Source organism: Lysobacter sp. A378, assembly GCF_054052125.1.
Genome location: NZ_JBSVRK010000001.1, coordinates 918,524 through 944,818 on the forward strand (window position 1 = coordinate 918,524; position 26,295 = coordinate 944,818).

Genomic DNA, 26,295 nt, shown 5'->3' on the forward strand with positions numbered 1-26,295 from the left:
GGCCTTTGGCCGTTGTTGAGGCATCTGCGATACCAGGTAACGAGTTGGCAGTTGGAAGTAGCGGGAGATGGCGTGCTGGTGCCGGCAATACCAGCGACTTCCCACTGGCAATTTTGCATTGTTTTTGTATCCCCCTACTCACGTATCCCCCAGGCTCGCGGACGCGCGACCCGATGCACACCGAGGCGGTAGCTCACCATGACCACAGCTTCCAAGACGACCATGAGCTCCAAGGTCAACTATTCGTTCACTGAAAAGAAGCGCATCCGCAAGGACTTCGGCAAGAGCCGTTCGATCCTCGAGGTGCCGTTCCTGCTGGCGATCCAGGTCGATTCCTATCGCCGGTTCCTGCAGGAAGACGTGCCCCAGGCCAAGCGCAAGGAGCGCGGCCTGCATGCGGCGCTGAAATCGGTGTTCCCGATCGCCAGCTACAGCGGCAACGCGGCGCTGGAATATGTCGGCTACAAACTGGGTGAGCCCGCGTTCGACGAGCGCGAGTGCCGCCAGCGTGGCATGAGCTACGGCGCCCCGCTGCGCGTGACCGTGCGCCTGGTGATCTACGACCGCGAGTCGTCGACCAAGGCGATCAAGTACGTGAAGGAGCAGGAGGTCTACATGGGCGAGATTCCGCTCATGACCGGCAACGGCACCTTCATCGTCAATGGCACCGAGCGCGTCATCGTCTCCCAGCTGCACCGCAGCCCCGGGGTGTTCTTCGACCATGACCGCGGCAAGACCCACAGCTCGGGCAAGCTGCTCTACAGCGCGCGCGTGATTCCGTACCGCGGCTCGTGGCTGGACTTCGAGTTCGACCCCAAGGACGCGCTGTTCACCCGTATCGATCGTCGCCGCAAGTTGCCGGTGACCATCCTGTTGCGCGCGCTGGGCTACAACGACGAGGAAATGCTGGCCGAGTTCTTCGAGGTCAACACGTTCCACATCGATCCCACCGAGGGCGTCCAGCTGGAGCTGGTTGCCGAGCGCCTGCGCGGCGAGACCCTGGACTTCGACCTGGCCGATGGTGACAAGGTCATCGTCGAGGCCGGCCGCCGCATCACCGCGCGCCACGTCAAGCAACTGGAGGCGTCGGGTATCGATGCACTGGCGGTGCCGGACGAGTACCTGGTTGGCCGGACCCTGTCCCACGACGTGGTCGACACCAGCACCGGCGAGCTGATTGCTGCTGCCAACGACGAGATCACCGAAGAGCAGCTGGAGCTGTTCCGCAAGGGTGGTATCGAGGTGGTCGGCACGATCTGGACCAACGACCTGGATCGCGGCGCGTTCATCTCCAACACGCTGCGGATCGATCCCAGCAAGACCCAGTTGGAGGCATTGGTCGAGATCTACCGGATGATGCGTCCGGGCGAGCCGCCGACCAAGGATGCCGCGCAGAACCTGTTCCACAACCTGTTCTTCACGTTCGACCGCTACGACCTGTCGGCCGTGGGCCGGATGAAGTTCAACCGTCGCATCGGTCGCAAGGAAGTCACCGGCGCCTCGGTGCTGTATGACGCCCGCTACTTCTCGCTGCGCAAGGATGAAGACTCCAAGCGGCTGGCGGCCGAGGTCGGCGAAGGCTCCGACATCCTCGACGTGTTGAAGGTGCTGACCGAGATTCGCAACGGTCGCGGCATCGTCGATGACATCGATCACCTGGGCAACCGCCGCGTACGTTCGGTTGGCGAGATGGCCGAGAACACCTTCCGCGTCGGTCTGGTCCGGGTGGAGCGTGCGGTCAAGGAGCGCCTGTCGATGGCCGAGGCCGATGGCCTGACCCCGCAGGACCTGATCAACGCCAAGCCGGTGGCGGCCGCGGTCAAGGAGTTCTTCGGCTCCTCGCAGCTGTCCCAGTTCATGGATCAGAACAACCCGCTGTCGGAAGTCACCCACAAGCGCCGCGTGTCGGCTCTTGGGCCAGGTGGCCTGACCCGTGAACGCGCCGGCTTCGAGGTGCGCGACGTGCATCCGACCCATTACGGCCGCGTGTGCACCATCGAAACTCCGGAAGGCCCGAACATCGGCCTGATCAACTCGCTGGCGGTATTTGCCCGCACCAACGAGTACGGCTTCCTGGAGACGCCGTACCGCAAGGTGGTGGATGGCAAGGTCACCGACGACGTCGAGTACCTGTCGGCGATCGAGGAGAACGAGTACGTCATCGCCCAGGCCAATGCGCCGCAGGATGACAAGGGCGTGCTGAGCGAGCTGTTCGTCGACTGCCGCTACCAGGGCGAGTCGATGCTCAAGCCGCCCGCCGAGGTCCACTTCATGGACGTCTCGCCAATGCAGACGGTGTCGGTTGCCGCGGCGCTGGTGCCGTTCCTGGAGCACGATGACGCGAACCGCGCACTGATGGGCGCGAACATGCAGCGTCAGGCCGTGCCGACCCTGCGTTCGCAGAAACCGCTGGTGGGTACCGGTATCGAGCGCGCCGTGGCGCGTGACTCGGGCGTTACCGTGAATGCGTTGCGCGGCGGCACGATCGAGCAGATCGATGCGGCGCGCATCGTGGTCAAGGTCAACGAGGACGAGATCAGCAGCGAGACCGATGCCGGTGTCGATATCTACAACCTGATCAAGTACACCCGTTCCAACCAGAACACCTGCATCAACCAGACCCCGCTGGTCAACGTGGGCGATGTGATCGCCCGCGGCGACGTGCTGGCCGATGGTCCCTCGACCGATATCGGCGAGCTGGCCCTGGGCCAGAACATGCTGATCGCGTTCATGCCGTGGAACGGCTACAACTTCGAGGATTCCATCCTGCTGTCGGAGCGGGTGGTGCAGGAGGATCGTTACACCACGATCCACATCGAGGAGCTGACCGCGGTAGCGCGTGACACCAAGTTGGGGCCGGAGGAGATTTCCGCCGATATTCCCAACGTCTCCGAAGAGGCATTGAATCGCCTTGACGAGTCCGGTGTGGTCTACATCGGCGCCGAAGTGCGCGCCGGCGACATCCTGGTCGGCAAGGTCACGCCCAAGGGCGAGAGCCAGCTGACCCCGGAAGAGAAGTTGCTGCGCGCGATCTTTGGCGAGAAGGCCAGCGACGTGAAGGACAGCTCGCTGCGCGTGCCGCCGGGCATGGACGGCAACGTCATCGACGTGCAGGTCTTCACCCGTGACGGCATCGAGAAGGACAAGCGCGCCAAGCAGATCGAGGAGTCCGAGGTTCGCCGGGTCAAGAAGGACTTCGACGACCAGTTCCGGATCCTCGAGGCGGCGATCTACAGCCGTCTGCGCAGTCAGTTGATCGGCAAGGTTGCCAATGGCGGTTCCGGCCTGAAGAAGGGCGAGACCGTGACCAGCCTGGTGCTGGACGGCCTGTCCCGCAAGGACTGGTTCAGCCTGCGCATGAAGGACGAGTCGGCGGTCGAGGCGATCGAGCGCGCGCAGAAGCAGATCGACGTGCACGAGAAGGAATTCGAGCGTCGGTTCGCCGACAAGCGCGCCAAGATCACCCAGGGCGATGACCTCGCACCGGGCGTGCTGAAGATGGTCAAGGTATTCCTGGCAGTGAAGCGCCGGATCCAGCCAGGCGACAAGATGGCCGGCCGCCACGGCAACAAGGGTGTGGTCTCGACCATCGTGCCGGTGCAGGACATGCCATACATGGCCAACGGCGAGACGATCGACATCGTGCTCAACCCGCTGGGCGTACCGAGCCGAATGAACATCGGCCAGGTGCTGGAAGTCCACCTGGGGTGGGCGGCAAAGGGGCTGGGAGAGAAGATCCAGCGGATGCTCGACGCGCAGGCCAAGGTGACCGAGCTGCGCAAGTTCCTCGACGAGATCTACAACCACGACATCAAGCTGCACGGGCAGCGGGTCGATCTCAAGCAGTTCAGTGACCAGGAGCTGATGGCGCTGGCAGGCAACCTGACCGACGGCGTGCCAATGGCGACGCCGGTGTTCGACGGTGCCGAAGAGCTGGAAATCAAGAAGATGCTCGAGCTGGCGGACCTGCCGATCAGCGGTCAGACCACCTTGCATGACGGCCGTACCGGTGAGGCGTTCGACCGCCAGGTCACCGTCGGCTACATGCACATGCTGAAGCTGAACCACCTGGTCGACGACAAGATGCACGCCCGTTCGACCGGTCCGTACTCGCTCGTCACCCAGCAGCCGCTGGGCGGCAAGGCGCAGTTCGGCGGCCAGCGCTTCGGCGAGATGGAAGTCTGGGCACTGGAAGCCTACGGCGCGGCCTACACGCTGCAGGAGATGTTGACGGTGAAGTCCGATGACGTGCAGGGCCGTAACCAGATGTACAAGAACATCGTCGATGGCGAGTACGAAATGGTGGCCGGAATGCCGGAGTCCTTCAACGTGCTGGTGAAGGAAATCCGTTCGCTCGCGATCAACATGGAGCTGGAAGAGAACTGAGAAAAACGGAACGGGAACGCCGCGCACCGCGCGTTCCCCGTTCCGAGTCGGTAATCCCAGCCCCTTGACGATTTACTCCTCCACGGAGAAAGAAAAATGAAAGACCTGCTCAACCTTTTCAACCAGCAGCGTCCGGCGCTCAACTTCGACGCGATCAAGATCGCGTTGGCGTCGCCGGACCTGATCCGTTCGTGGTCCTTCGGTGAGGTCAAGAAGCCCGAGACCATCAACTACCGCACCTTCAAGCCCGAGCGCGACGGCCTGTTCTGCGCCGCGATCTTCGGGCCGGTCAAGGACTACGAGTGCCTGTGCGGCAAGTACAAGCGCATGAAGCACCGTGGCGTGGTGTGCGAGAAGTGCGGCACCGAGGTCACCCTGGCCAAGGTCCGCCGCGAGCGCATGGGCCACATCGACCTGGCGTCGCCGGTCGCGCACATCTGGTTTCTGAAGTCACTGCCCAGCCGCATTGGTTTGATGCTGGACATGACCCTGCGCGACATCGAGCGGATCCTGTACTTCGAGGCGTTCGTCGTCACCGAGCCGGGCCTGACCCCGTTCGAGCGTGGCCAGCTGCTCAACGAAGAGCAGTACATGCAGGCACGCCAGGAGCACAGCGATGACTTCGACGCCGCGATGGGCGCCGAGGCGGTCTACGACCTGCTGCGCACCCTCGACCTGCCGGGCGAGATGGTGCAACTGAAGGAAGACATCGCCGCCACCGGCTCGGAAACCAAGCTCAAGCGCCTGACCAAGCGGGTCAAGCTGGTCGAGGCGTTCCTGGAGTCCGGCAACAAGCCCGAGTGGATGATCATGACGGTGCTGCCGGTGCTGCCGCCGGATCTGCGTCCGCTGGTGCCGCTGGACGGTGGCCGCTTCGCGACCTCCGACCTCAATGATCTGTACCGCCGCGTCATCAACCGCAACAACCGCCTGCGTCGCCTGCTGGAGCTCAATGCGCCGGAAATCATCGTGCGCAACGAGAAGCGCATGCTGCAGGAGTCGGTGGATGCGCTGATGGACAACGGCCGCCGCGGCCGCGCCATCACCGGCACCAACAAGCGCCCGCTGAAGTCGCTGGCCGACATGATCAAGGGCAAGCAGGGCCGGTTCCGCCAGAACCTGCTCGGCAAGCGCGTCGACTACTCCGGTCGTTCCGTCATCGTGGTCGGCCCGTACCTCAAGCTGCACCAGTGCGGCCTGCCGAAGAAGATGGCGCTGGAGCTGTTCAAGCCCTTCATCTTCGCCAAGCTGCAACGCCAGGGCCTGGCCACCACCATCAAGGCGGCCAAGAAGCTGGTCGAGCGCGAAGAGGCCGAGGTCTGGGACATCCTGGAAGAGGTGATCCGCGAGCATCCGGTGCTGTTGAACCGTGCTCCGACCCTGCATCGCCTGGGCATCCAGGCGTTCGAGCCGGTGCTGATCGAAGGCAAGGCAATCCAGCTGCATCCGCTGGTCTGCACCGCGTTCAACGCCGACTTCGATGGTGACCAGATGGCCGTCCACGTGCCGCTCTCGCTGGAAGCCCAGCTGGAAGCGCGTGCGCTGATGATGGCGTCCAACAACATCCTGAGCCCCGCCAACGGCGAGCCGATCATCGTGCCGTCGCAGGACGTCGTGCTGGGCTTGTATTACATGACCCGCGGCCTGGAGAACAAGAAGGGCGAGGGCATGGCGTTCGCCAACGTGTCCGAGGTCAAGCGTGCCTACGACAACCGCGTGGTGGAACTGCACGCCAAGGTCAAGGTGCGCATCACCGAGTCGGTGGTCCAGGAAGACAGCGAGGCCGGTAAAGGCGAGCGCGTGACCAGGACCTCCATCGTCGACACCACCGTCGGCCGGGCGTTGCTGCAGGAAATCCTGCCCGACGGCCTGCCGTTTGCGTTGGCCAACGTCGAGTTGACCAAGAAGAACATCAGCCGCCTGATCAACTCCAGCTATCGCCTGCTGGGCTTGAAGGACACGGTCGTGTTCGCCGACCAGCTGATGTACACCGGCTTTGCCTACGCGACCCGCGCCGGTGTCTCCATCGGCATCGACGACATGCTCATCCCGGATGCCAAGAAGGGAATCCTGGAGGAGGCGGAAACCGAGGTCCTGGAGATCCAGGAGCAGTACCAGTCGGGTCTGGTCACCGCCGGCGAGCGTTACAACAAGGTCGTCGATATCTGGTCGCGCACCAATGAGCGCGTGGCCAAGGCCATGATGGACACGATCGGCACCGAGAAGGTCCAGAATGCGAAGGGCGAAACGATCGACCAGAAGTCGATGAACTCGGTCTACATCATGGCCGACTCCGGTGCGCGTGGTTCGCAGGCGCAGATCCGCCAGCTGGCCGGCATGCGTGGCCTGATGGCCAAGCCTGACGGCTCCATCATCGAGACGCCGATCACCGCGAACTTCCGTGAAGGCCTCAACGTCCTGCAGTACTTCATCTCGACCCACGGTGCACGAAAGGGCCTGGCCGATACCGCGTTGAAGACCGCGAACTCCGGTTACCTGACCCGTCGCCTGGTCGACGTGGCGCAGGACGTGGTGATCACCGAGGACGATTGCGGCACGCTCGATGGCCTGATGATGACCCCGATCGTCGAAGGCGGTGACGTGGTCGAGCCGTTGCGTGACCGTGTACTGGGTCGCGTCGTGGCCGAGGACGTGTTCCTGCCGGGCAATGACGACGATCCGATCGTCACCCGCAACACGCTGCTGGACGAGGCCTGGGTACAGAAGCTCGAAGACGCCAGCGTGCAACTGATCAAGGTGCGTTCAACCATCACCTGCCAGTCCTCGTTCGGTGTATGTGCCAGCTGCTACGGTCGTGACCTCGGTCGCGGACACATCGTCAACCATGGCGAGGCGGTTGGCGTGGTGGCGGCGCAGTCGATTGGTGAGCCGGGTACCCAGCTGACCATGCGTACGTTCCACATTGGTGGTGCGGCATCGCGAGCGGCGGCGATCGACAACGTCACCGTCAAGACCACCGGTTCGATCAAGTTCAACAACCTCAAGCACATCGAGCATGGTGCCGGCCACGTGGTGGCGGTATCACGCTCGGGCGAGTTGTCGGTGCTTGACGTCCACGGCCGTGAGCGCGAGCGTTACAAGCTGCCGTACGGCGCGACCATCGACGTCAAGGATGGCGCGGAAATCAAGGCCGGCCAGCAGGTCGCCCACTGGGACCCGCATAACCATCCGATCGTGTCGGAAGTGGCCGGTTTCGTCCGCTTCGTGGACTTCGTCGACGGCATCACCGTGATCGAGAAGACCGATGAGCTGACCGGCCTGGCGTCGCGCGAGATCACCGATCCGAAGCGACGCGGTTCCGCGTCCAAGGATCTGCGTCCGATCGTGCGCATCGTCGACAAGAATGGCGATGACCTGGTCATTCCCGGTTCCGACCTGCCTGCGCAGTACCAGTTGCCGCCGCGCTCGGTGGTCAACCTGCAGGACGGTGCGCCGGTGGGCGTTGGCGACGTGGTGGCCAAGATCCCGCAGGAAGCGTCCAAGACCCGCGATATCACCGGTGGTCTGCCGCGCGTTGCCGACCTGTTCGAGGCGCGCAAGCCGAAGGATCCGGCAATCCTGGCCGAGCGTTCGGGCATGGTCAGCTTCGGCAAGGAAACCAAGGGCAAGCAGCGCCTGGTGATCACCGATTCGGATGGCACCGAGCACGAGGAGCTGATTCCGAAGTACCGGCAGATCATCGTGTTCGAAGGTGAGCACGTCGAAAAGGGCGAGACCGTAGTGGACGGCGAGCCGACTCCGCAGGATATCCTGCGCTTGCTGGGTGTCGAGCCGCTGGCCGTGTACCTGACCAAGGAGATCCAGGACGTGTACCGTCTGCAGGGCGTGAAGATCAATGACAAGCACATCGAGGTGATCGTCCGGCAGATGCTGCGCAAGGTCGAGATTACCGACCAGGGCGACAGCAAATTCCTGCACGGCGAGCAGGTCGAGCGTCAGCGCTTCGTCGAAGAGCACGCCAAGGTCCTCGCGGCCGACGGGATTGTCCCGCAGTACAACCCGGTCTTGCTGGGTATCACCAAAGCATCGCTGGCGACCGAGTCGTTCATCTCGGCGGCGTCGTTCCAGGAGACCACGCGCGTGCTCACTGAAGCCGCCGTGCGCGGTACCCGTGACAACCTGCGCGGTCTGAAGGAAAACGTGATCGTGGGTCGTTTGATCCCGGCCGGTACCGGATTGGCTTACCACGCGCAGCGCCGCAAGAACGCGTCGGGACTGACCGACTCGGAGATGGAGGCGCTGTCGGCGCCGGTGGCGGCCGAAGCGGCCGCGACCGATGTCGGCGAGGAGTCGAGCGCTTCGTAATACCGTAGTGTCGTGGTGGCTCCCAGGAGCCACCCCAGATCACCAAATGAGGCGCAAGGAGCGCCTCGTGTTGGGCCCAGGGCAGGGCGGGATCAGGAATGTTCGCGGGGCCGGGAGGGTAATTTCCGGCTTCCGCGGTTTCGTGCTGAATGTGTTTGACGGCAACGTTGAACGCAGGCTATACTTTTCGGTCTCGGTAAGTCGAGCGAGCTCGGCTTTCCGTTCGTTTTCACAGAGGCGCGGCATTCTTGGCCGGCCTCTCACCAAAGAGCTCCAGATGGCGACGATCAATCAGCTGGTCCGCAAGCCGCGGCAGGCAGCGACATATAACAGTGCCTCACCGGCGCTCGAGAACTGCCCGCAGCGCCGTGGTGTGTGCACACGTGTGTACACCACCACCCCGAAAAAGCCGAACTCGGCAATGCGCAAGGTGGCCAAGGTGCGCCTGACCAACGGTTACGAGGTCATCTCGTACATCGGCGGCGAGGGGCACAACCTGCAGGAGCACTCCGTGGTACTGATTCGTGGCGGCCGCGTCAAGGATCTGCCAGGTGTCCGTTATCACACCGTGCGCGGTGCGCTCGATGCCGCCGGCGTCGCCAAGCGTCGCCAGCGCCGTTCCAAGTACGGCGCCAAGCGCCCGAAGTCCTGAGGAATTTGACTCATGTCGCGTAAAGGTTCCGCACCGCAGCGCTCGATCCTGCCTGATCCAAAGCATGGCAGCGAGACGATCGCGCGATTCATCAATATGGTCATGTACAGCGGCAAGAAGTCCGTCGCCGAGAGGATCGTCTATGGCGCCATGGACGTGATCGGGGAGAAAAACCCGAACGCGCTGGAAGTGGTGGAAAAGGCGTTGGCCAATATTTCACCGGCGGTCGAGGTCAAGTCGCGCCGTGTTGGTGGTTCCACCTACCAGGTGCCGGTCGAAGTGCGAGCGTCGCGCCGCGTCGCCCTGGCGATGCGCTGGTTGATCGACGCTGCACGCAAGCGCGGCGAGAACACCATGCCGCGCAAGCTCGCTGCAGAATTGCTTGACGCTGCGGAAAGCCGTGGCGGTGCTGTCAAGAAGCGTGAAGAAACCCACCGCATGGCAGAGGCGAACAAGGCGTTCGCACACTACCGCTGGTGATTCGGGAGCCTTGTTGATAACAAGGCATTCGAAAGCAACAAATCCAAGTCCGATGGCAGCCCAGGCTGCCTGAGCGAACCGGGTGCCGCCATCAGGCGGCGTCCGGCCTTCCAGAAATCGTAAACCTAAACGAGAGGGTACCGTGGCTCGCACCACTCCCATCGAACGCTATCGCAATTTCGGCATCATGGCCCACATTGATGCCGGAAAGACCACCACCACCGAACGCATCCTGTTCTATACCGGTGTCAACCATAAGCTTGGCGAAACCCACGAGGGTGCCGCCACCATGGACTGGATGGAGCAGGAGCAGGAACGTGGCATCACGATCACGTCTGCCGCGACGACTGCTTTCTGGAGCGGCATGGACAAGTCCATGCAGCAACATCGGCTGAACATCATCGACACCCCGGGGCACGTCGACTTCACTATCGAGGTGGAGCGTTCGCTCCGCGTGCTCGATGGTGCGGTGTTCGTGCTTTGTGCCGTTGGTGGCGTGCAGCCGCAGTCCGAGACCGTTTGGCGCCAGGCCAACAAGTATTCGGTGCCGCGCCTTGCATTCGTCAACAAGATGGATCGCACCGGTGCCAACTTCAACAAGGTCGTCGGTCAGCTGAAGGCCCGCCTGGGCGCCTATCCGGTGCCGATGCAGGTGCCGGTTGGCGCAGAAGATAGCTTCGACGGCGTGATCGACCTGGTCAAGATGAAGCGCATTCATTGGGACACCGAGTCCCAGGGCACCGTGTTCGAGTACGGCGAGATCCCGGCCGAGCTTCTCGAAGAGGCCACGGCGGCCCGCAGCTTCATGGTCGAGGCTGCCGCCGAGGCCAGCGAAGAGCTGATGGACAAGTACCTCAACGACGGGGAGCTGACCGAGGCCGAGATCATCGCTGGCTTGCGCGAGCGCACCTTGAAGGTGGAAGTGATTCCGGTCTTCTGTGGCACCGCGTTCAAGAACAAGGGCGTCCAGGCGATGCTCGACGGGGTGATCGAGTTGTTGCCCTCGCCAGTCGACGTGCCGCCGGTTCCAGGCATCGATGACGACGAGAAAGAGACGCATCGCGAAGCGTCCGATACCGCGCCGTTCTCAGCGCTCGCCTTCAAGATCATGACCGATCCGTTCGTGGGCTCGCTGACGTTCTTCCGGGTCTATTCGGGCGTGCTCAATTCGGGCGACCAGGTCTACAACCCGGTCAAGTCGAAGAAGGAGCGCGTCGGCCGTATCCTGCAGATGCACTCCAATGATCGCCACGAGATCAAGGAAGTGCGCGCGGGTGATATTGCCGCCGCGGTCGGCCTGAAGGACGTTACCACCGGCGATACGATGTGCGCGATCGATCACATCATCACGCTGGAGCGGATGATCTTCCCGGAGCCGGTCATCTCGATGGCGGTGGAGCCCAAGACCAAGGCCGACCAGGAAAAGATGGGCATGGCGCTGGGCCGTCTGGCGCAGGAGGATCCGACCTTCCGCGTGCATACCGACGAGGAATCCGGCCAGACCATCATCTCCGGCATGGGCGAGTTGCACCTGGACGTCCTTGTGGATCGCATGCGCCGCGAGTTCAACGTCGAAGCCAACGTCGGCAAGCCGCAGGTGGCTTACCGCGAGACCATCCGCAAGGCGGTCAAGGCTGAAGGCAAGTTCGTGCGCCAGTCCGGCGGCAAGGGCCAGTTCGGTCATGTCTGGCTCGAAATCGAGCCCGGCGAGACCGGCAGCGGCTACGTCTTCGAAAACGGCGTGGTGGGTGGCGTGGTGCCGAAGGAGTACATCCCGGCGGTCGACAAGGGCATCCAGGAAGTGATCGCCAACGGCCTGCTGGCCGGTTACCCGATCGTTGACGTCAAGGTGAGGCTGGTTGACGGCTCGTACCACGAGGTCGACTCATCTGAAATGGCGTTCAAGATCGCCGGTTCGATGGGCTTCAAGGAAGGCTTCCACAAGGCCAGTCCGGTGTTGCTGGAGCCGATGATGAAGGTCGAGATCGTGACGCCGGAGGATTACCTCGGCGACGTGATGGGCGATGTCAGTCGGCGCCGCGGCATCCTGCAGGGTCAGGAAGACACTCCGTCGGGCAAGATCATCGACGCGACCTTGCCGCTTGGCGAGATGTTCGGTTATGCGACCAGCCTGCGTTCAATGTCGCAAGGCCGCGCGACCTTCACGATGGAGTTCGATCACTACGCCGTGGCACCGAGCAATATCGCCGAGGCCGTGGTCAATAAAAACTGACGTATTGGCCGGCGCTTGCCGCCGGCCAGCTCCCAACAAGCTCATTAAACGATTTCAGAGGTAACAATCATGGCGAAGGGTAAATTCGAGCGCACCAAGCCGCACGTGAACGTCGGCACGATCGGTCACGTTGACCACGGCAAGACCACGTTGACCGCCGCGCTGACCAAGGTCGGTGCCGAGCGTTTCGGTGGCGAGTTCAGCGCGTACGACGCGATTGACCGCGCCCCGGAAGAGAAGGCGCGCGGCATCACCATCTCGACCTCGCACGTCGAGTACGAATCCCCGAATCGCCACTACGCGCACGTCGATTGCCCGGGACACGCCGACTATGTGAAGAACATGATCACCGGTGCGGCGCAGATGGACGGCGCGATCCTGGTGTGTTCGGCCGCGGACGGCCCGATGCCGCAGACCCGCGAGCACATCCTGCTGGCCCGCCAGGTGGGCGTGCCGTACATCGTGGTCTACCTGAACAAGGCGGACATGGTGGACGACGCCGAGCTGCTTGAGCTGGTGGACATGGAAGTGCGCGAGTTGCTGAGCAAGTACGAGTTCCCAGGCGACGACACCCCGATCGTGATCGGTTCGGCGCTGAAGGCGCTGGAAGGCGACCAGAGCGATATCGGCATTCCGTCGATCATCAAGCTGGTGGACGCGCTGGACAGCTGGATCCCGGAGCCGGTGCGCGACGTGGACAAGGCGTTCCTGATGCCGGTTGAGGACGTGTTCTCGATCTCCGGTCGCGGCACCGTGGTCACCGGTCGTATCGAGCGCGGCATCATCAAGGTCGGCGAAGAGATCGAGATCGTCGGTATCCGTCCGACCGTGAAGACGACGGTGACCGGTGTTGAGATGTTCCGCAAGCTGCTCGACCAGGGCCAGGCGGGCGACAACGCCGGCCTGCTGCTGCGCGGCACCAAGCGTGACGACGTGGAGCGCGGCCAGGTGCTGTGCAAGCCCGGTTCGATCAAGCCGCACACCCAGTTCGAGGGTGAGGTGTACATCCTGAGCAAGGACGAGGGCGGCCGTCACACGCCGTTCTTCAAGGGCTACCGTCCGCAGTTCTACTTCCGCACGACCGACGTGACCGGCGCCTGCGAGCTGCCTGAAGGCGTGGAGATGGTGATGCCGGGCGACAACGTGAAGATGGTGGTCGAGTTGATCAACCCGATCGCGATGGACGAAGGCTTGCGTTTCGCGATCCGTGAAGGTGGCCGTACCGTTGGCGCCGGCGTGGTCGCCAAGATCATCAAGTAAAGCCTGGTACCCAGTAAAGATTTGGTAATACCGCGTCATCCCGCTGGGTCGGGGTGGCGCCTACCGCGAAAAGAGGAGCAGGAAGCACCTCGTGTTCGCCCGACAGGGAAATGTCGCGTGACAAGATCGTTGGCAGTGCCGGATATTCCGGCGCTGCTTGACGGCATCATGGCACGCGCTTTATACTTTTCTGTCTGGCAGGCCGGGAAACCGGCCTGCCTTGCTTTTCCAAGGATTTCCGCCCTCGGATTGTCTACCGCGGGCGGGGTCGTTTCCATCGGGGTTCGGTGCACCTAGCCACCGGCCCGTCGCTCTTTAAACCAAGGAACACCGTCATGGCGGACCAAAAGATCCGGATTCGGCTGAAGGCATACGATCATCGTCTGATCGACCGTTCAGCCAGCGAGATCGTCGAGACGGCAAAGCGGACCGGCGCGCAAGTGCGTGGCCCGATCCCGTTGCCGACCAAGATCGAGCGCTTCACCATTCTTACTTCTCCGCACGTCGACAAGGACGCGCGTGACCAGTACGAGACCCGCACGCACAAGCGCGTGCTCGATATCGTCGACCCCAACGACAAGACCGTGGACGCGCTGATGAAGCTCGAGCTCGCGGCGGGCGTTGACGTACAGATCAAGCTGACCTGAGGACCTGACCATGACGGCGAAGAAATATTCGTTGGGCATCGTCGGCCGCAAGGCCGGCATGAGCCGGTTTTTCACCGAGGATGGCAAGTCCATTCCGGTGACGCTGATCGAAGCGACCCCGAACCGGATCACCCAAATCAAGACCCCCGATACCGATGGCTACAGCGCGGTGCAGGTTACCGTTGGCGTACGCCGTGCGGCGCTGATCAACAAGCCCGCGGCTGGTCACCTGGCCAAGGCCAAGGTCGACGCCGGCCGAGGCTTGTGGGAGTTCCGGGTTGCCGACGACAAGCTCGGTGACTTCAACGTGGGCGGCGAGATCAAGGCCGACATCTTTGAGGTCGGCCAGGTGGTCGATGTCCAGGGCGTGACCAAGGGCAAGGGCTTCCAGGGCACGATCAAACGCTGGAACTTCGCCATGGGCGATGCCACCCACGGTAACTCGCTGTCGCATCGCTCGCCGGGTTCCATCGGCCAGCGCCAGACGCCGGGTCGCGTGTTCCCGGGCAAGAAGATGTCCGGTCACATGGGCTTCGTGCAGCAGAGCACCCAGGGCCTGGAAGTGGTCAAGGTCGACGCCGAGCGCGGCTTGATCGCGATCAAGGGCGCAGTGCCAGGCGCGCCGGGCGGCGATGTGATCGTCCGTCCGACGACCAAGGGAGTATGACGATGGAACTTGCCATCAATAACAGCAGCGAGAAGTTGTCGGTGTCCGACGATATCTTCGGCCGCGAGTTCAGTGAAGACCTGGTCCATCAGGTCGTCGTTGCCTACCGCAACGCCGGTCGCAGCGGTACCAAGGCGCAGAAGACCCGTTCGCAGGTTGCCGGCACCACCAAGAAGTCGAAGAACCAGAAGGGCGGTGGCGCTCGCCACGGCGCGCTGACGGCTCCGATCTTCCGCGGCGGCGGCGTGACCTTTGCGGCCCAGCCGCGAAGCTTCGCGCAGAAGGTCAATCGCAAGATGTACCGTGCCGCAATGGCGTCGATCCTGTCCGAGCTGCATCGCCAGGGCCGGATCACGGTTGTGGAGAAGCTCGAGCTGGACTCGCCGAAGACCTCGGGCATGATCGCGATGCTCAAGGGCCTGGAGGCTGGTCGTCGCCCGTTGCTGGTCACCGAGGATGCCACCGAGAATCTGTACCTCTCGGCGCGCAACTTGCCGTATGTCGAGGTTCGTGACGTGCAGGGCCTGGATCCGGTTGCGCTGGTTGGCGCCGATACGGTCGTGGTCACCACCGAGGCGATCAAGAAGATTCAGGAGTGGCTGGCATGAACGACGCCAAGCTCTACAACGTGATTCGTGCGCCGCGTGTGTCCGAGAAGACCGCGCGCCTGCAGGAAGTTTCCAATCAATACGTCTTCGAAGTGGCGACGACGGCAACCAAGGCTGACATCAAGGTTGCGGTCGAGAAGCTGTTCGACGTCAAGGTCGAGGCGGTCAACGTGCTCAACGTGAAGGGCAAAGCAAAAGCCTTCAAGTTCCGCATGGGCCGTCGCCCCGACTGGCGCAAGGCATACGTGACGCTGGCCGATGGCCAGTCGATCGACGTTATGGCCAAGGCTTGAGGATCGACCCATGGCATTGATGACATTCAAACCCACTTCACCCGGCCGTCGCTCGATGGTTCGGGTGGTGACGCCCGACCTGCACAAGGGTGCGCCGTACGCGCCGTTGCTCGAGAAGAAGAGCAAGACCGGTGGCCGCAACCATCACGGCCGGACCACTACCCGGCATATCGGCGGTGGTCACAAGCAGCACTACCGCATCGTCGATTTCAAGCGCAACAAGGAAGGCATTCCGGCGCGCGTGGAGCGGATCGAGTACGATCCCAACCGCACCGCCCACCTGGCCCTGTTGTGCTATGTCGATGGCGAGCGTCGTTACATCATTGCTCCCAAGGGGCTGAAAGCCGGCGACCAGGTGATTGCGGGTCGTGATGCACCCATCCGCACCGGCAACACACTGCCGCTGAGCAACATCCCGGTGGGTTCCACCGTGCATTGCATCGAGATGAAGCCGGGCAAGGGCGCACAGATTGCACGCGCTGCCGGCGCCGGCGTCCAGCTGGTCGCACGTGAGCAGGGCTACGCCACGTTGCGTCTTCGTTCTGGCGAGATGCGCAAGGTTGCAGTCGATTGCCGGGCCACCATCGGCGAAGTCGGCAACGATGAGCACAGCCTGCAGAAGCTCGGCAAGGCCGGCGCGAAGCGCTGGCGCGGTATCAGGCCGACCGTTCGCGGCGCGGCGATGAACCCGGTGGATCATCCGCACGGTGGTGGTGAGGCCAAGGCTGGCCAGGGCAACCCGCATCCGGTCACCCCATGGGGTGTGCCGACCAAGGGCTACAAGACGCGGCACAACAAGCGTACGCAGCAGTTCATCGTTCGCGATCGCAGGAGCTAATCGGCAATGGCACGTTCACTGAAAAAAGGTCCGTTCGTTGACCACCACCTGATCAAGAAGGTGGAGGCCGCGGCCAACAACAAACGCCCGATCAAGACCTGGTCGCGTCGCTCGATGGTGTTGCCGGAAATGGTGGGTTTCACCATTGCGGTGCACAACGGCCGCAACCACATCCCGGTGCTGGTCAACGAGAACATGGTTGGCCACAAGCTCGGCGAATTCTCCCTGACGCGCACCTTCAAGGGTCACGTCGGCGACAAGAAGAGCCGATAAGGAGATGACCATGGAAGCTAAAGCCATCCTGCGCAGTGCGCGCATCTCCGCCCAGAAGGCCCGGTTGGTTGCCAACCAGGTGCGCGGCCTTACCGCCGAGAGCGCCGTCAACCAGCTCAAGTTCTCGGACAAGAAAGCAGCCGACCTGATCCGCAAGGTTCTGGAGTCTGCGATCGCCAATGCCGAGAACAACCAGGGCGCCGATATCGACGAGCTCAAGGTCACCACCATCATGGTTGACGAGGGTCCGACCCTGAAGCGCTTCATGGCGCGGGCAAAGGGTCGCGGCACCCGCATTCTCAAGCGTACCAGCCACATTACTGTGGTCGTGGGCGCCGGCAAGCAAGGCGGAGTCTGATTATGGGTCACAAAGTTCATCCCACCGGCATCCGCCTGGGTATCTCCAAGGATTGGAATTCCAAGTGGTTTGCCGGCAAGAAGCAGTACGCCGAGTACCTGATCGCCGACCTCAAGGTCCGCGAGATGCTGCGCAAGAAGCTGGCCCAGGCCGGAATTTCGAAGATTCTCATCGAGCGTCCGGCCAACAACGCCCGCGTGACCATCCACACCGCCCGTCCGGGCGTGGTGATCGGCAAGCGTGGTGAGGATATCGACAAGCTGCGCAAGGAAGTCAGCGACATGATGGGCGTCCCGGCGCACATCAACGTCACCGAGGTCCGCAAGCCCGAGCTCGACGCGCAGTTGGTGGCCGAGTCCATCGCGCAGCAGTTGGAGCGTCGCATCATGTTCCGCCGCGCTATGAAGCGTGCGGTTGGCAATGCGATGCGCCTGGGCGCGCTGGGCATCAAGGTCAATGTCGGTGGTCGGCTCAATGGTGCCGAGATCGCGCGTTCGGAGTGGTACCGCGAGGGTCGCGTGCCGCTGCACACCCTGCGCGCCGATATCGACTACGGCTTCGCAGAAGCCAAGACGACGTACGGCATCATTGGCATCAAAGTGTGGGTCTACCGGGGCGAGATCTTTGATTTCTCCCAGGTTGGCCAGGAAAAGCCGGACGACAGTCCGCGCAGTGATCGTGGCGAACGCCGCGACCGTGCGCCCCGTCCGCCGCGCGAACAGAGGTAACGGATCATGTTGCAACCAAAGCGAACCAAGTACCGGAAGGTACACAAAGGCCGCAACGACGGACTGGCATGGAGTGGCAACGCAGTCAGTTTCGGTGAGTACGGACTGAAGTCGACCGCGCACGGCCAGATCACCGCGCGCCAGATCGAGGCCGCACGTCGTTCCATCAGTCGCTACGTCAAGCGTGGCGGCAAGATGTGGATCCGCGTGTTCCCCGACAAGCCGATCACCAAGAAGCCGATCGAAGTGCGTATGGGTAAGGGCAAGGGCAGCGTCGAGTACTGGGTCGCGCTGATCCAGCCCGGACGCGTGATCTACGAGATCGAAGGTGTGGCAGAGGACGTGGCGCGCGAAGCGTTCCGCCTGGCCGCCGCCAAGCTTTCGGTCACCACCACTTTCGTGACGCGGACGGTGCGCTGATGGAACTCAATAAACTGCGAGAGAAGTCGGCTGACGAGCTCAAGGCCCATTTGACGGACCTGCACAAGGAGGGCTTCGCCCTTCGCATGCAGCAGGTCACCGGCCAGCTGACCAAGACCCACGAGACCCGTCGGGTGCGTCGTGAGATTGCCCGCGTCAACACCCTGATTGGGCAGGCTCAAGCGAGCCAGTCCGATTCGGGCGAGAAGAAGTAAGGACCCGCCATGACCGACAACAATACAGAGAAGGCGCTGCGCACGGTCGAAGGACGCGTGGTCAGCAACAAGATGGACAAGACCATCACCGTGCTCGTCGAGCGCCAGGTCAAGCACGCGTTGTACGGCAAGTACATCCGTCGCTCGTCCAAGCTGCACGCACACGACGCGGATAATTCCTGCAACGAGGGCGACGTGGTCCGGATTTCCGAGATTGCGCCGATGTCGAAAACCAAGAACTGGCGACTGGTGGAAATTGTCACCCGTGCGGCCGAATAACGAGGAGGGCTGAACCATGATCCAGATGCAAAGCTATCTCACCGTGGCCGACAACTCCGGTGCCAAAGAAGTGATGTGCATCAAGGTGCTCGGTGGCTCCAAGCGCCGTTACGCCGCGATTGGCGACGTCATCAAGGTGACCGTCAAGGACGCGATCCCGCGGGGCAAGGTCAAGAAGGGCGATGTCTATGATGCCGTCGTGGTGCGTACCCGCAAGGGTGTGCGCCGTCCGGATGGCTCATTGATCCGCTTCGACGGCAATGCCGCGGTCCTGCTGAACAACAAGCAGGAGCCGATTGGCACCCGTATCTTCGGGCCCGTGACCCGTGAACTGCGTTCCGAGAAGTTCATGAAGATCGTCTCGCTCGCCCCAGAAGTGCTCTGAGCGGAGGAATTGACATGAACCGTATCAAGAAGGGCGATCAAGTAATCGTCACTGCCGGCAAGGACAAGGGCAAGAAAGGTGATGTGGTGCGAGTGGCAGGGGACAAGGTCCTGGTGTCCAACGTCAACATCATCAAGCGCCACACCAAGCCGAATCCGCAAGCCGGCCAGGCTGGCGGCGTGATCGAGCGTGAGGCGCCGATCCATATTTCCAACGTCATGCTGTTCAACCCGGCTTCCGGCAAGGGTGAGCGCATCGGTATCAAGGTGCTGGAGGATGGACGCAAATTGCGTGTGTTCCGCTCCAGCGGTGAGGCGGTCGACGCCTGAGGAATGCTGAAATGACACGGCTTGAAAAATTTTACAAAGAAGAAGTGGTGCCGTCGCTGACCGAGAAGTTCGGTTACACGAACCCGATGCAGGTTCCGCGCGTCTCCAAGATCACCCTGAACATGGGTGTCGGCGAGGCGGCCACCAACAAGAAAGTGCTCGAAAATGCCGTCGCCGACATGGCGAAGATCTGCGGGCAGAAGCCGATCGTGACCAACAGCCGCGTGTCCGTGGCTTCGTTCAAGATCCGCGACGGCTGGCCGATCGGCTGCAAGGTCACCTTGCGCCGGGCCAAGATGTTCGAGTTCCTGGATCGCCTGATCAACGTCTCGCTGCCGCGCGTGCGCGATTTCCGTGGTGTGTCGGCCAAGTCTTTCGATGGCCGCGGCAACTACAACATGGGCGTCAAGGAGCAGATCATCTTCCCGGAAATCGATTACGACCAGGTTGATGCGCTGCGCGGCATGGACATCGCGATCACCACGACCGCGAACACCGATGCCGAAGCCCGCGCACTGCTGGAAGCGTTCCGCTTCCCGTTTCGTACCTAACTGATTCGAGGATCCACACATGGCAAAGACCTCCATGGTCAACCGCGACATCAAGCGGGCCAAGCTGGCCGCGAAGTACGCGGTCAAGCGCGAAGAGCTGAAGAAGATCATCTCCAGCGTCAGCGCTACGTACGAAGAAAAGGAAGAGGCAGTGGTCAAGCTGCAGAAGCTGCCACGCGACTCGTCCCCCAGCCGGCAGCGCAACCGCTGTGCCCTGACCGGGCGCTCGCGCGGCGTCTATGCAAAGTTCGGCCTGGGTCGCAACAAACTGCGTGAAGCCACCATGCGCGGAGACGTGCCGGGGCTTCGCAAGGCCAGCTGGTAATTGATTGTCAAACGGGGCCGATAAGTCTGCTAGACTTACCGGCTCCAAAAGTTCCACGCGTCACGGCGGTCCAGCCGCGGCGTCACAACTGAATTCGCAATTGAGCGGATATCGGTGCACTCATCAGGTAATTACACATGAGCATGACTGATCCCATCGCCGATATGTTCGTCCGCATCAGGAATGCGGCGGCGGTCGGCAAGCCCACGGTGAAGATGCCGTCGTCCAACATCAAGCTGGCCATCGCCAAGGTCTTGAAGGACGAGGGTTACATCCTGGCTGCCAACGTCAGCGACATCGGCGGCGGCAAGAACGAGTTGCAGATCGAGCTGAAGTACTACGAAGGCAAGCCGGTGATCGAGCAGCTCAAGCGCTTCTCCCGCTCCGGGCTACGCCAGTACCGCGGCAAGGACGACTTGCCCCGGGTCCTGAATGGCCTTGGCGTGTCCATCATCTCCACCTCGAAAGGCATCATGACCGACACCCAGGCGCGCCAGCAGGGCGTCGGCGGTGAAGTCCTGTGCTTCGTGGCTTAAGGGAGTAACGAACCATGTCCCGAATTGCCAAGAAGCCAATTGCCCTTCCCAAAGGTGTTGAGCTCAACGTCCAGTCTGACAGTGTCACCGTCAAGGGGCCCAAGGGCTCGTTGTCGATGGCCAAGCCGACCGATATCGAGATCAAGATCGAAGACGGCCACGCGCTGCTCTCAACCCAGGATGTCGAGCGTATCGCGCTGACCGGTACCCTGCGGTCGATCATTGCCAACATGGTGCAAGGTGTCTCCGAAGGCTTTGAGCGCAAGCTTGAGCTGGTCGGCGTTGGCTACCGCGCCGCGATGCAGGGAAAAAACCTGAGCCTGTCGCTTGGTTTCTCACATCCGGTAACGTTTGTCTCCCCCGACGGCATTACCATCACCACCCCGACCCAGACCGAAGTTCTGGTGCAGGGCGCTGACAAGCAACGCGTCGGTGAAGTGGCGGCCAAGATTCGCGGTTTCCGTCCGCCGGAGCCCTACAAGGGCAAGGGCGTGAAGTACGCCGGGGAAACCATCATTCGCAAGGAAGCCAAGAAGGCGTAAGTTCGCCGCGGACCCGTCCGCAAGTACCCGGTCATTCGTGGCAGGGCTTCTGAACAAAATCGCTCCCTTGGTAGTTTTTCGAGAACCCAGACTAATGAACAAGAATACTGCCCGCCTGCGTCGTGCCAAGTCGACCCGAAGCCACATCCGCAAGCTCGGCGTGCCTCGCCTGTCGGTGCTGCGTACCGGCCAGCACATGTACGCCCAGGTCTTTACCGCCGACGGTTCCGCGGTCCTGGCTGCGGCCTCGACCACCCAGGTCGCGGTTCGTGAGGGCTTGAAAGGCCTGAAGAATGCCGAAGCCGCCGCCAAGGTGGGTCAGGCGATTGCCGCCGCCGCCAAGGCTGCGGGTATCGAGAAGGTCGCCTTTGACCGCTCGGGCTATCGCTATCACGGCCGCATCAAGGCGTTGGCTGACGCCGCGCGCGAAGGTGGACTGCAGTTCTGATACGGCCCGCCCGTAACACTCCTGCCGACGCGGGTTGCGTCGGGCGTGCCGGCGGGTTTCCGTTGTCACGCACAGCCGGATCGACTCAACAACGATAAGCGGCCACGCCGCAAATTATTTTCCATTTTCAGGAATCAAACATGGCTAACGAACGTGATTCGCGCGGACGCGGCAGGCGCGAAGAAATAGACGACGGAATGATCGAGAAGTTGATCACGGTCAACCGCGTCAGCAAGACTGTAAAGGGTGGCCGCCAGTTCACCTTCACCGCATTGACGGTCGTCGGTGACGGCGCTGGCAAGGTCGGCTTCGGTTACGGCAAGGCCCGTGAAGTGCCCATGGCGATCCAGAAATCGATGGAATATGCCCGCAAGGACATGAAGCACGTCGACCTCAACAATGGCACCTTGTGGCATTCGGTGAAGTCCGGCCACGGAGCGGCTCGGGTCTACATGCAGCCCGCTTCGGAAGGTACCGGGGTAATCGCCGGTGGCGCGATGCGCGCCGTGCTCGAGGCGGTCGGGGTGAAAGACGTGTTGGCCAAGGCCATTGGTTCCCGCAACCCGATCAACCTGGTTCGCGCGACGCTGATCGGTCTCGGCCAGATGCATTCGCCCGCCAAGATCGCGGCAAAGCGCGGCAAGAAGGTCGAGGATCTGCAACATGGTTAAGTCGACTGATAACAAAACCGATGCGCCCAAGGGCGGTACCGTCAAGGTGCGCCTGGTCAAGGGACTGCGCGGGACCCAGGGACGCCATCGCCTTTCGGTGAAGGCGCTCGGGCTGCGCAAGATCAATGACATGCGCGAACTGAAGGACAGTCCCCAGGTCCGTGGCCTGATCAACACGGTCCATTACCTGGTCCGGGTCGAGGAGTAATCATCATGCGTCTCAATACACTATCGCCCGCAGAGGGTGCCCGCGAAGACCGCAAGCGCGTCGGGCGCGGTATCGGTTCGGGCCTGGGCAAGACCGCAGGCCGCGGCCACAAGGGTTCCTTCGCGCGTTCGGGTAAAGGCAAGATCCGGGCCGGTTTCGAAGGCGGCCAGATGCCAATGCATATCCGGTTGCCGAAGGTCGGTTTCCGTAGCAAGACCAAGAACGACACCGCCGAAGTGATGCTGTACCAGCTCGATCAGCTGGAGGCCGGCGATATCGATTTCGCGACCTTGCGTGCGGCCAAGCTGGTGCCGAGCACTGCCAAGCGGGCCAAGTTGGTCCTGAAGGGCGAAGTGGCCAAGAAGTTCGTATTCAAGGGTGTGCTCGCCACTGCCGGTGCCAAGGCTGCGGTCGAAGCGGCCGGCGGCAAGGTCGAGGAGTAAGTCGGGCATGGCGCGCAGCAGTAACGCGATGAGCGGCGTAGGCGGAGGGCTCGGGAAGTTCACCGAGCTTCGCCAGCGTCTGATGTTCGTGGTTGGTGCACTGCTGGTGTATCGCGTCGGCTGCTACATTCCCGTGCCCGGGGTCAACCCGGAAGCCATGCTGCGCCTGATGGAAACCCAGGAAGGCACCATCGTCGACATGTTCAACATGTTCTCCGGTGGCGCGTTGGAACGCTTCAGCCTGTTTGCGCTGAACGTGATGCCGTACATCTCGGCGTCCATCATCATGCAGTTGATGGTGCAGATACTGCCCAGCCTGAAAGCGATCCAGAAAGAGGGCGAATCAGGTCGGCGCAAGATCACCCAATGGTCGCGGCTGGGTGCAATCCCGCTGGCGGTTTTCCAGGCTTGGGGCATCGCCACTGCATTGCAGGCCGGAGGTGCGAGCCAGGGTATCCCGGTGGTCTACAGCCCCGGCGCTGGATTTGTGCTGACGGCGGTGATTTCCCTGACGGCCGGCACCATGTTCCTGATGTGGGTGGGCGAACAGGTGACCGAGCGTGGCATCGGCAACGGTGTTTCGCTGATCATCTTCGCCGGTATCGTCGCCGGGTTGCCTTCGGCCGTACTGAACATGTTCGAGCAGGTCCGCAACGGCGAGATGGGTACGCTGACCGCAATGTCGGTGGCCGCCATCGTGCTGGGCGTGACCTACTTCGTGGTGTTCGTGGAGAGCGGGCAACGTCGGATCACGGTTAATTATGCGAGGCGCCAGGGTGGCCGCAACGCATACATGAACCAGTCCTCATTCCTGCCGCTCAAGCTCAACATGTCCGGCGTCATCCCGCCGATTTTTGCCTCCAGCATCGTGATGTTCCCGGCGACCGCGGCCACCTGGTTCAGCCAGGGTGATTCCTCGTCGTTCATGCTCAAGGTCAGTCAGTGGCTGAACCCGGGTGAACCGTTGCATCTGTTGATCTATGGTGGCCTGATCGCGGGCTTTACGTTCTTCTATACTGCGCTCGTCTTCAACTCGCAGGAAACCGCTGACAACCTCAAGAAGTCGGGCGCCCTGATTCCTGGCATTCGGCCCGGCAAGGCGACTGCCGACTATGTTGACGGGGTCTTGACGCGGCTGACCGCGGCCGGCGCGGCGTATCTGGTGCTGGTCTGTTTGTTGCCGGAGTTGATGCGCGCGAAAATGGGGATATCCTTCTATTTTGGCGGTACCTCGTTGCTCATCGTTGTGGTGGTGGTAATGGACTTCATCTCGCAGATCCAGGCGCACTTGATGTCACACCAGTACGAGAGCTTGCTCAAGAAGGCAAATCTAAAGGGATCCAAGAGCGGCCTCGCCCGCTGATGGCTCCCTGGTCGTCCGGCACGGTGCCGGATGCCCGAGGCGACAAGGCGACCGGATTCAATGTCCGGATCGCTGATACAGGTAACACGGAGCACGGGGCTATCACACCCCGGTTCCAGCAGGGCGACTCGTGCGGTGTCTCGCGCGCGAGTGGGTTCGGACCGATCTGCGCGCCAGAGTAGCGCGCGGTGTCGGGGAGGGCGGCTTGACACCGCGCGCCTCGGCAGTTCGAACTCGTCGCCGGAGCATGGGCACACTCCCCATGCCGTCGCAACGCAACGCTTCGGCGTGGCGGGGCTTCCTATTAACCCGAGACCTTGATAAAATTTCCGATTCACTTTTTCAGTGAACCTCTCTACCGGGTTGTCAGGATCCGGTTGCCAAACCAGTTGGAGATCGCGTTATGGCGCGTATTGCGGGCGTCAACCTGCCTGCCCAGAAGCACGTCTGGGTCGGGTTGCAAAGCATTTACGGCATTGGCCGTACTCGTTCCAAGCAAGTGTGTGATTCAGCCGGCGTTACCGCGTCGACCAAGATCCGCGACTTGTCCGAGCCCGAGGTCGAGCGTTTGCGCGGCGAAATCGGCAAGTTCGTCGTCGAGGGTGATCTGCGTCGCGAGATCGGCATGTCGATCAAGCGCCTGATGGACCTGAGCTGCTACCGCGGCCTGCGGCATCGCCGTGGCCTGCCGCTGCGTGGCCAGCGCACCAAAACCAACGCACGTACCCGGAAGGGTCCGCGTCGGGCCATCAGGAAGTAAGGGGTAGATCATGGCCAAGCCAACCGCTACGAAAACGAAGAAGAAGATCAAGCGCGTCGTCACCGACGGCATCGCCCACGTCCACGCTTCGTTCAACAACACCATCATCACGATCACCGACCGCCAGGGCAATGCATTGTCGTGGGCGACTTCGGGCGGCGCGGGCTTCCGCGGTTCGCGCAAGTCGACCCCGTTTGCCGCCCAGGTGGCCGCCGAGAAGGCCGGCCGCGCTGCGCTGGACTACGGCGTCAAGTCGCTGGAAGTGCGCATCAAGGGCCCGGGTCCGGGTCGGGAGTCCGCCGTTCGTTCGCTGAACAACGTCGGCTACAAGATCATCAACATCATCGACGTGACGCCAATTCCGCACAACGGTTGCCGCCCGCCGAAAAAGCGTCGCGTCTGAGGAGCTGAAGAAGAATGGCTCGTTATATTGGTCCTACCTGCAAGCTCGCCCGTCGCGAAGGCGTCGACCTCGGTCTGAAGTCGCCGTCACGTGCACTCGATTCCAAGTGCAAGCTTGAGCAGAAGCCCGGTCAACATGGCGCGACGCTTCGTCGCGGCAAGATGTCCGATTACGCAAACCAGCTCCGTGAAAAGCAGAAGGTCAAGCGCGTTTATGGCTTGCTGGAACGCCAGTTCCGGAACTACTACAAGAAGGCTGCGGCCAAGCGGGGCAACACGGGTGAAATCCTGTTGCAGCTCCTCGAGACCCGCCTGGACAACGTCGTGTACCGCATGGGGTTTGCAGTGACCCGCCCGGCGGCTCGCCAGCTGGTCTCGCACCGCGGCGTTACCGTCAACGGCAAGTCGGTCAACCTGCCGTCCTACCAGATCAAGGCAGGCGATGCGGTGGCGCTGTCAGAGCGCGCGCAGAAGCAGTTGCGCGTGCAGGAGTCGCTGACCGTGTCGCAGCAGATGGACCTGTCGCCAGCCTGGATCGAGGTGGACGGCAAGAAGTTCACCGGCGTGTTCAAGGCGGTACCGGATCGTGCCGATCTGCCTGCCGACATCAACGAAGCGCTGATCATCGAGCTGTACTCGAAGTAATTCATCTGTTCTTGAGCTGCGGGC

The 26,295-nt window shown here is 62.2% G+C and carries 31 protein-coding genes; all 31 read left to right on the top strand.

What is annotated here, in order from left to right; translation table 11 throughout:
* The first annotated feature begins 222 nt into the window (after nucleotides 1-222).
* The 31 genes from rpoB (at nucleotide 223) to rpsD (ending at nucleotide 26,271) form a co-directional block, all read left to right on the top strand.
* Nucleotides 223-4,386, top strand: coding sequence for a DNA-directed RNA polymerase subunit beta (rpoB, locus tag ACW7G1_RS04165; RefSeq protein ID WP_456978843.1), 4,164 nt, complete (start codon nucleotides 223-225; stop codon nucleotides 4,384-4,386).
* 96 nt (nucleotides 4,387-4,482) lie between these two features.
* Nucleotides 4,483-8,712 (top strand): DNA-directed RNA polymerase subunit beta', encoded by a 4,230-nt coding sequence (gene rpoC / locus ACW7G1_RS04170; protein WP_456978478.1) that lies wholly within the window; start codon nucleotides 4,483-4,485, stop codon nucleotides 8,710-8,712.
* A gap of 277 nt (nucleotides 8,713-8,989) precedes the next feature.
* Nucleotides 8,990-9,364 (top strand): 30S ribosomal protein S12, encoded by a 375-nt coding sequence (gene rpsL / locus ACW7G1_RS04175; protein ID WP_036196058.1) that lies wholly within the window; start codon nucleotides 8,990-8,992, stop codon nucleotides 9,362-9,364.
* A 12-nt stretch (nucleotides 9,365-9,376) separates the two neighbouring features.
* Nucleotides 9,377-9,844 (top strand): 30S ribosomal protein S7, encoded by a 468-nt coding sequence (gene rpsG, locus ACW7G1_RS04180; protein ID WP_456962235.1) that lies wholly within the window; start codon nucleotides 9,377-9,379, stop codon nucleotides 9,842-9,844.
* 142 nt (nucleotides 9,845-9,986) lie between these two features.
* Complete coding sequence (fusA, locus tag ACW7G1_RS04185; protein WP_456978479.1) at nucleotides 9,987-12,077, top strand: elongation factor G; 2,091 nt, start codon at nucleotides 9,987-9,989, stop codon at nucleotides 12,075-12,077.
* Nucleotides 12,078-12,146: 69 nt separating this feature from the next.
* The gene (tuf, locus tag ACW7G1_RS04190) at nucleotides 12,147-13,337 is read left to right on the top strand and encodes an elongation factor Tu (RefSeq protein ID WP_456978473.1); all 1,191 of its coding nucleotides are present in this window, start codon (nucleotides 12,147-12,149) and stop codon (nucleotides 13,335-13,337) included.
* A 335-nt stretch (nucleotides 13,338-13,672) separates the two neighbouring features.
* The gene (rpsJ, locus tag ACW7G1_RS04195) at nucleotides 13,673-13,984 is read left to right on the top strand and encodes a 30S ribosomal protein S10 (RefSeq protein WP_036196039.1); all 312 of its coding nucleotides are present in this window, start codon (nucleotides 13,673-13,675) and stop codon (nucleotides 13,982-13,984) included.
* A gap of 10 nt (nucleotides 13,985-13,994) precedes the next feature.
* Nucleotides 13,995-14,651 carry a 50S ribosomal protein L3 gene (rplC, locus tag ACW7G1_RS04200; protein ID WP_456978480.1) on the top strand — a complete coding sequence of 219 codons (657 nt, stop codon included), beginning with the start codon at nucleotides 13,995-13,997 and terminating at the stop codon, nucleotides 14,649-14,651.
* A complete protein-coding gene (gene rplD, locus ACW7G1_RS04205; protein WP_456978481.1) occupies nucleotides 14,648-15,259 on the top strand; it encodes a 50S ribosomal protein L4 in 612 nt (203 codons plus the stop codon). The genes rplC and rplD overlap by 4 nt, the downstream gene beginning before the upstream one ends.
* Nucleotides 15,256-15,552 (top strand): 50S ribosomal protein L23, encoded by a 297-nt coding sequence (rplW, locus tag ACW7G1_RS04210; RefSeq protein ID WP_036196034.1) that lies wholly within the window; start codon nucleotides 15,256-15,258, stop codon nucleotides 15,550-15,552. The genes rplD and rplW overlap by 4 nt, the downstream gene beginning before the upstream one ends.
* Nucleotides 15,553-15,562: 10 nt before the next feature.
* Nucleotides 15,563-16,390: a 50S ribosomal protein L2 gene (rplB, locus tag ACW7G1_RS04215; RefSeq protein ID WP_456962230.1), complete on the top strand. Its 828-nt coding sequence runs from the start codon at nucleotides 15,563-15,565 to the stop codon at nucleotides 16,388-16,390.
* 6 nt (nucleotides 16,391-16,396) lie between these two features.
* On the top strand, nucleotides 16,397-16,663 hold the full coding sequence (rpsS, locus tag ACW7G1_RS04220; RefSeq protein WP_456962229.1) for a 30S ribosomal protein S19: 267 nt from the start codon (nucleotides 16,397-16,399) through the stop codon (nucleotides 16,661-16,663).
* Nucleotides 16,664-16,673: 10 nt separating this feature from the next.
* Nucleotides 16,674-17,021: a 50S ribosomal protein L22 gene (rplV, locus tag ACW7G1_RS04225; protein WP_456962228.1), complete on the top strand. Its 348-nt coding sequence runs from the start codon at nucleotides 16,674-16,676 to the stop codon at nucleotides 17,019-17,021.
* Nucleotides 17,022-17,023: 2 nt separating this feature from the next.
* Entirely contained in the window at nucleotides 17,024-17,749 is a 726-nt protein-coding gene (rpsC, locus tag ACW7G1_RS04230; RefSeq protein ID WP_456978482.1) for a 30S ribosomal protein S3, read from the top strand.
* Nucleotides 17,750-17,755: 6 nt separating this feature from the next.
* Entirely contained in the window at nucleotides 17,756-18,169 is a 414-nt protein-coding gene (gene rplP, locus ACW7G1_RS04235) for a 50S ribosomal protein L16 (RefSeq protein WP_456962226.1), read from the top strand.
* Nucleotides 18,169-18,384 (top strand): 50S ribosomal protein L29, encoded by a 216-nt coding sequence (gene rpmC, locus ACW7G1_RS04240; RefSeq protein WP_456978483.1) that lies wholly within the window; start codon nucleotides 18,169-18,171, stop codon nucleotides 18,382-18,384. The genes rplP and rpmC overlap by 1 nt, the downstream gene beginning before the upstream one ends.
* 9 nt (nucleotides 18,385-18,393) lie before the next feature.
* Nucleotides 18,394-18,663 carry a 30S ribosomal protein S17 gene (gene rpsQ / locus ACW7G1_RS04245; RefSeq protein WP_456978484.1) on the top strand — a complete coding sequence of 90 codons (270 nt, stop codon included), beginning with the start codon at nucleotides 18,394-18,396 and terminating at the stop codon, nucleotides 18,661-18,663.
* A gap of 16 nt (nucleotides 18,664-18,679) precedes the next feature.
* A complete protein-coding gene (rplN, locus tag ACW7G1_RS04250) occupies nucleotides 18,680-19,048 on the top strand; it encodes a 50S ribosomal protein L14 (protein ID WP_193985941.1) in 369 nt (122 codons plus the stop codon).
* A gap of 14 nt (nucleotides 19,049-19,062) precedes the next feature.
* Nucleotides 19,063-19,377, top strand: coding sequence for a 50S ribosomal protein L24 (gene rplX / locus ACW7G1_RS04255; RefSeq protein ID WP_456978485.1), 315 nt, complete (start codon nucleotides 19,063-19,065; stop codon nucleotides 19,375-19,377).
* A gap of 11 nt (nucleotides 19,378-19,388) precedes the next feature.
* Complete coding sequence (gene rplE / locus ACW7G1_RS04260; RefSeq protein ID WP_456962222.1) at nucleotides 19,389-19,928, top strand: 50S ribosomal protein L5; 540 nt, start codon at nucleotides 19,389-19,391, stop codon at nucleotides 19,926-19,928.
* 19 nt (nucleotides 19,929-19,947) lie between these two features.
* The gene (gene rpsN, locus ACW7G1_RS04265; protein WP_456962221.1) at nucleotides 19,948-20,253 is read left to right on the top strand and encodes a 30S ribosomal protein S14; all 306 of its coding nucleotides are present in this window, start codon (nucleotides 19,948-19,950) and stop codon (nucleotides 20,251-20,253) included.
* Between the two features lie 137 nt (nucleotides 20,254-20,390).
* Nucleotides 20,391-20,789 carry a 30S ribosomal protein S8 gene (gene rpsH / locus ACW7G1_RS04270; RefSeq protein WP_456978486.1) on the top strand — a complete coding sequence of 133 codons (399 nt, stop codon included), beginning with the start codon at nucleotides 20,391-20,393 and terminating at the stop codon, nucleotides 20,787-20,789.
* 14 nt (nucleotides 20,790-20,803) lie between these two features.
* A complete protein-coding gene (rplF, locus tag ACW7G1_RS04275; protein ID WP_456978487.1) occupies nucleotides 20,804-21,331 on the top strand; it encodes a 50S ribosomal protein L6 in 528 nt (175 codons plus the stop codon).
* Between the two features lie 94 nt (nucleotides 21,332-21,425).
* On the top strand, nucleotides 21,426-21,779 hold the full coding sequence (rplR, locus tag ACW7G1_RS04280; RefSeq protein WP_456978488.1) for a 50S ribosomal protein L18: 354 nt from the start codon (nucleotides 21,426-21,428) through the stop codon (nucleotides 21,777-21,779).
* Nucleotides 21,780-21,919: 140 nt separating this feature from the next.
* On the top strand, nucleotides 21,920-22,450 hold the full coding sequence (gene rpsE / locus ACW7G1_RS04285; protein ID WP_456962217.1) for a 30S ribosomal protein S5: 531 nt from the start codon (nucleotides 21,920-21,922) through the stop codon (nucleotides 22,448-22,450).
* Complete coding sequence (gene rpmD / locus ACW7G1_RS04290; RefSeq protein WP_456978489.1) at nucleotides 22,443-22,658, top strand: 50S ribosomal protein L30; 216 nt, start codon at nucleotides 22,443-22,445, stop codon at nucleotides 22,656-22,658. Before rpsE ends, rpmD begins: the two co-directional genes overlap by 8 nt.
* Nucleotides 22,658-23,101 (top strand): 50S ribosomal protein L15, encoded by a 444-nt coding sequence (gene rplO / locus ACW7G1_RS04295; RefSeq protein ID WP_456978844.1) that lies wholly within the window; start codon nucleotides 22,658-22,660, stop codon nucleotides 23,099-23,101. Before rpmD ends, rplO begins: the two co-directional genes overlap by 1 nt.
* Nucleotides 23,102-23,129: 28 nt before the next feature.
* Nucleotides 23,130-24,464, top strand: a complete 1,335-nt coding sequence (secY, locus tag ACW7G1_RS04300) for a preprotein translocase subunit SecY (RefSeq protein ID WP_456978845.1) — start codon at nucleotides 23,130-23,132, stop codon at nucleotides 24,462-24,464.
* Between the two features lie 403 nt (nucleotides 24,465-24,867).
* Nucleotides 24,868-25,224 carry a 30S ribosomal protein S13 gene (gene rpsM / locus ACW7G1_RS04305; protein WP_456962215.1) on the top strand — a complete coding sequence of 119 codons (357 nt, stop codon included), beginning with the start codon at nucleotides 24,868-24,870 and terminating at the stop codon, nucleotides 25,222-25,224.
* Between the two features lie 10 nt (nucleotides 25,225-25,234).
* Complete coding sequence (gene rpsK, locus ACW7G1_RS04310; RefSeq protein WP_456962214.1) at nucleotides 25,235-25,627, top strand: 30S ribosomal protein S11; 393 nt, start codon at nucleotides 25,235-25,237, stop codon at nucleotides 25,625-25,627.
* Nucleotides 25,628-25,641: 14 nt separating this feature from the next.
* Nucleotides 25,642-26,271 carry a 30S ribosomal protein S4 gene (rpsD, locus tag ACW7G1_RS04315; RefSeq protein ID WP_456978490.1) on the top strand — a complete coding sequence of 210 codons (630 nt, stop codon included), beginning with the start codon at nucleotides 25,642-25,644 and terminating at the stop codon, nucleotides 26,269-26,271.
* The last annotated feature ends 24 nt before the right edge of the window (nucleotides 26,272-26,295 follow it).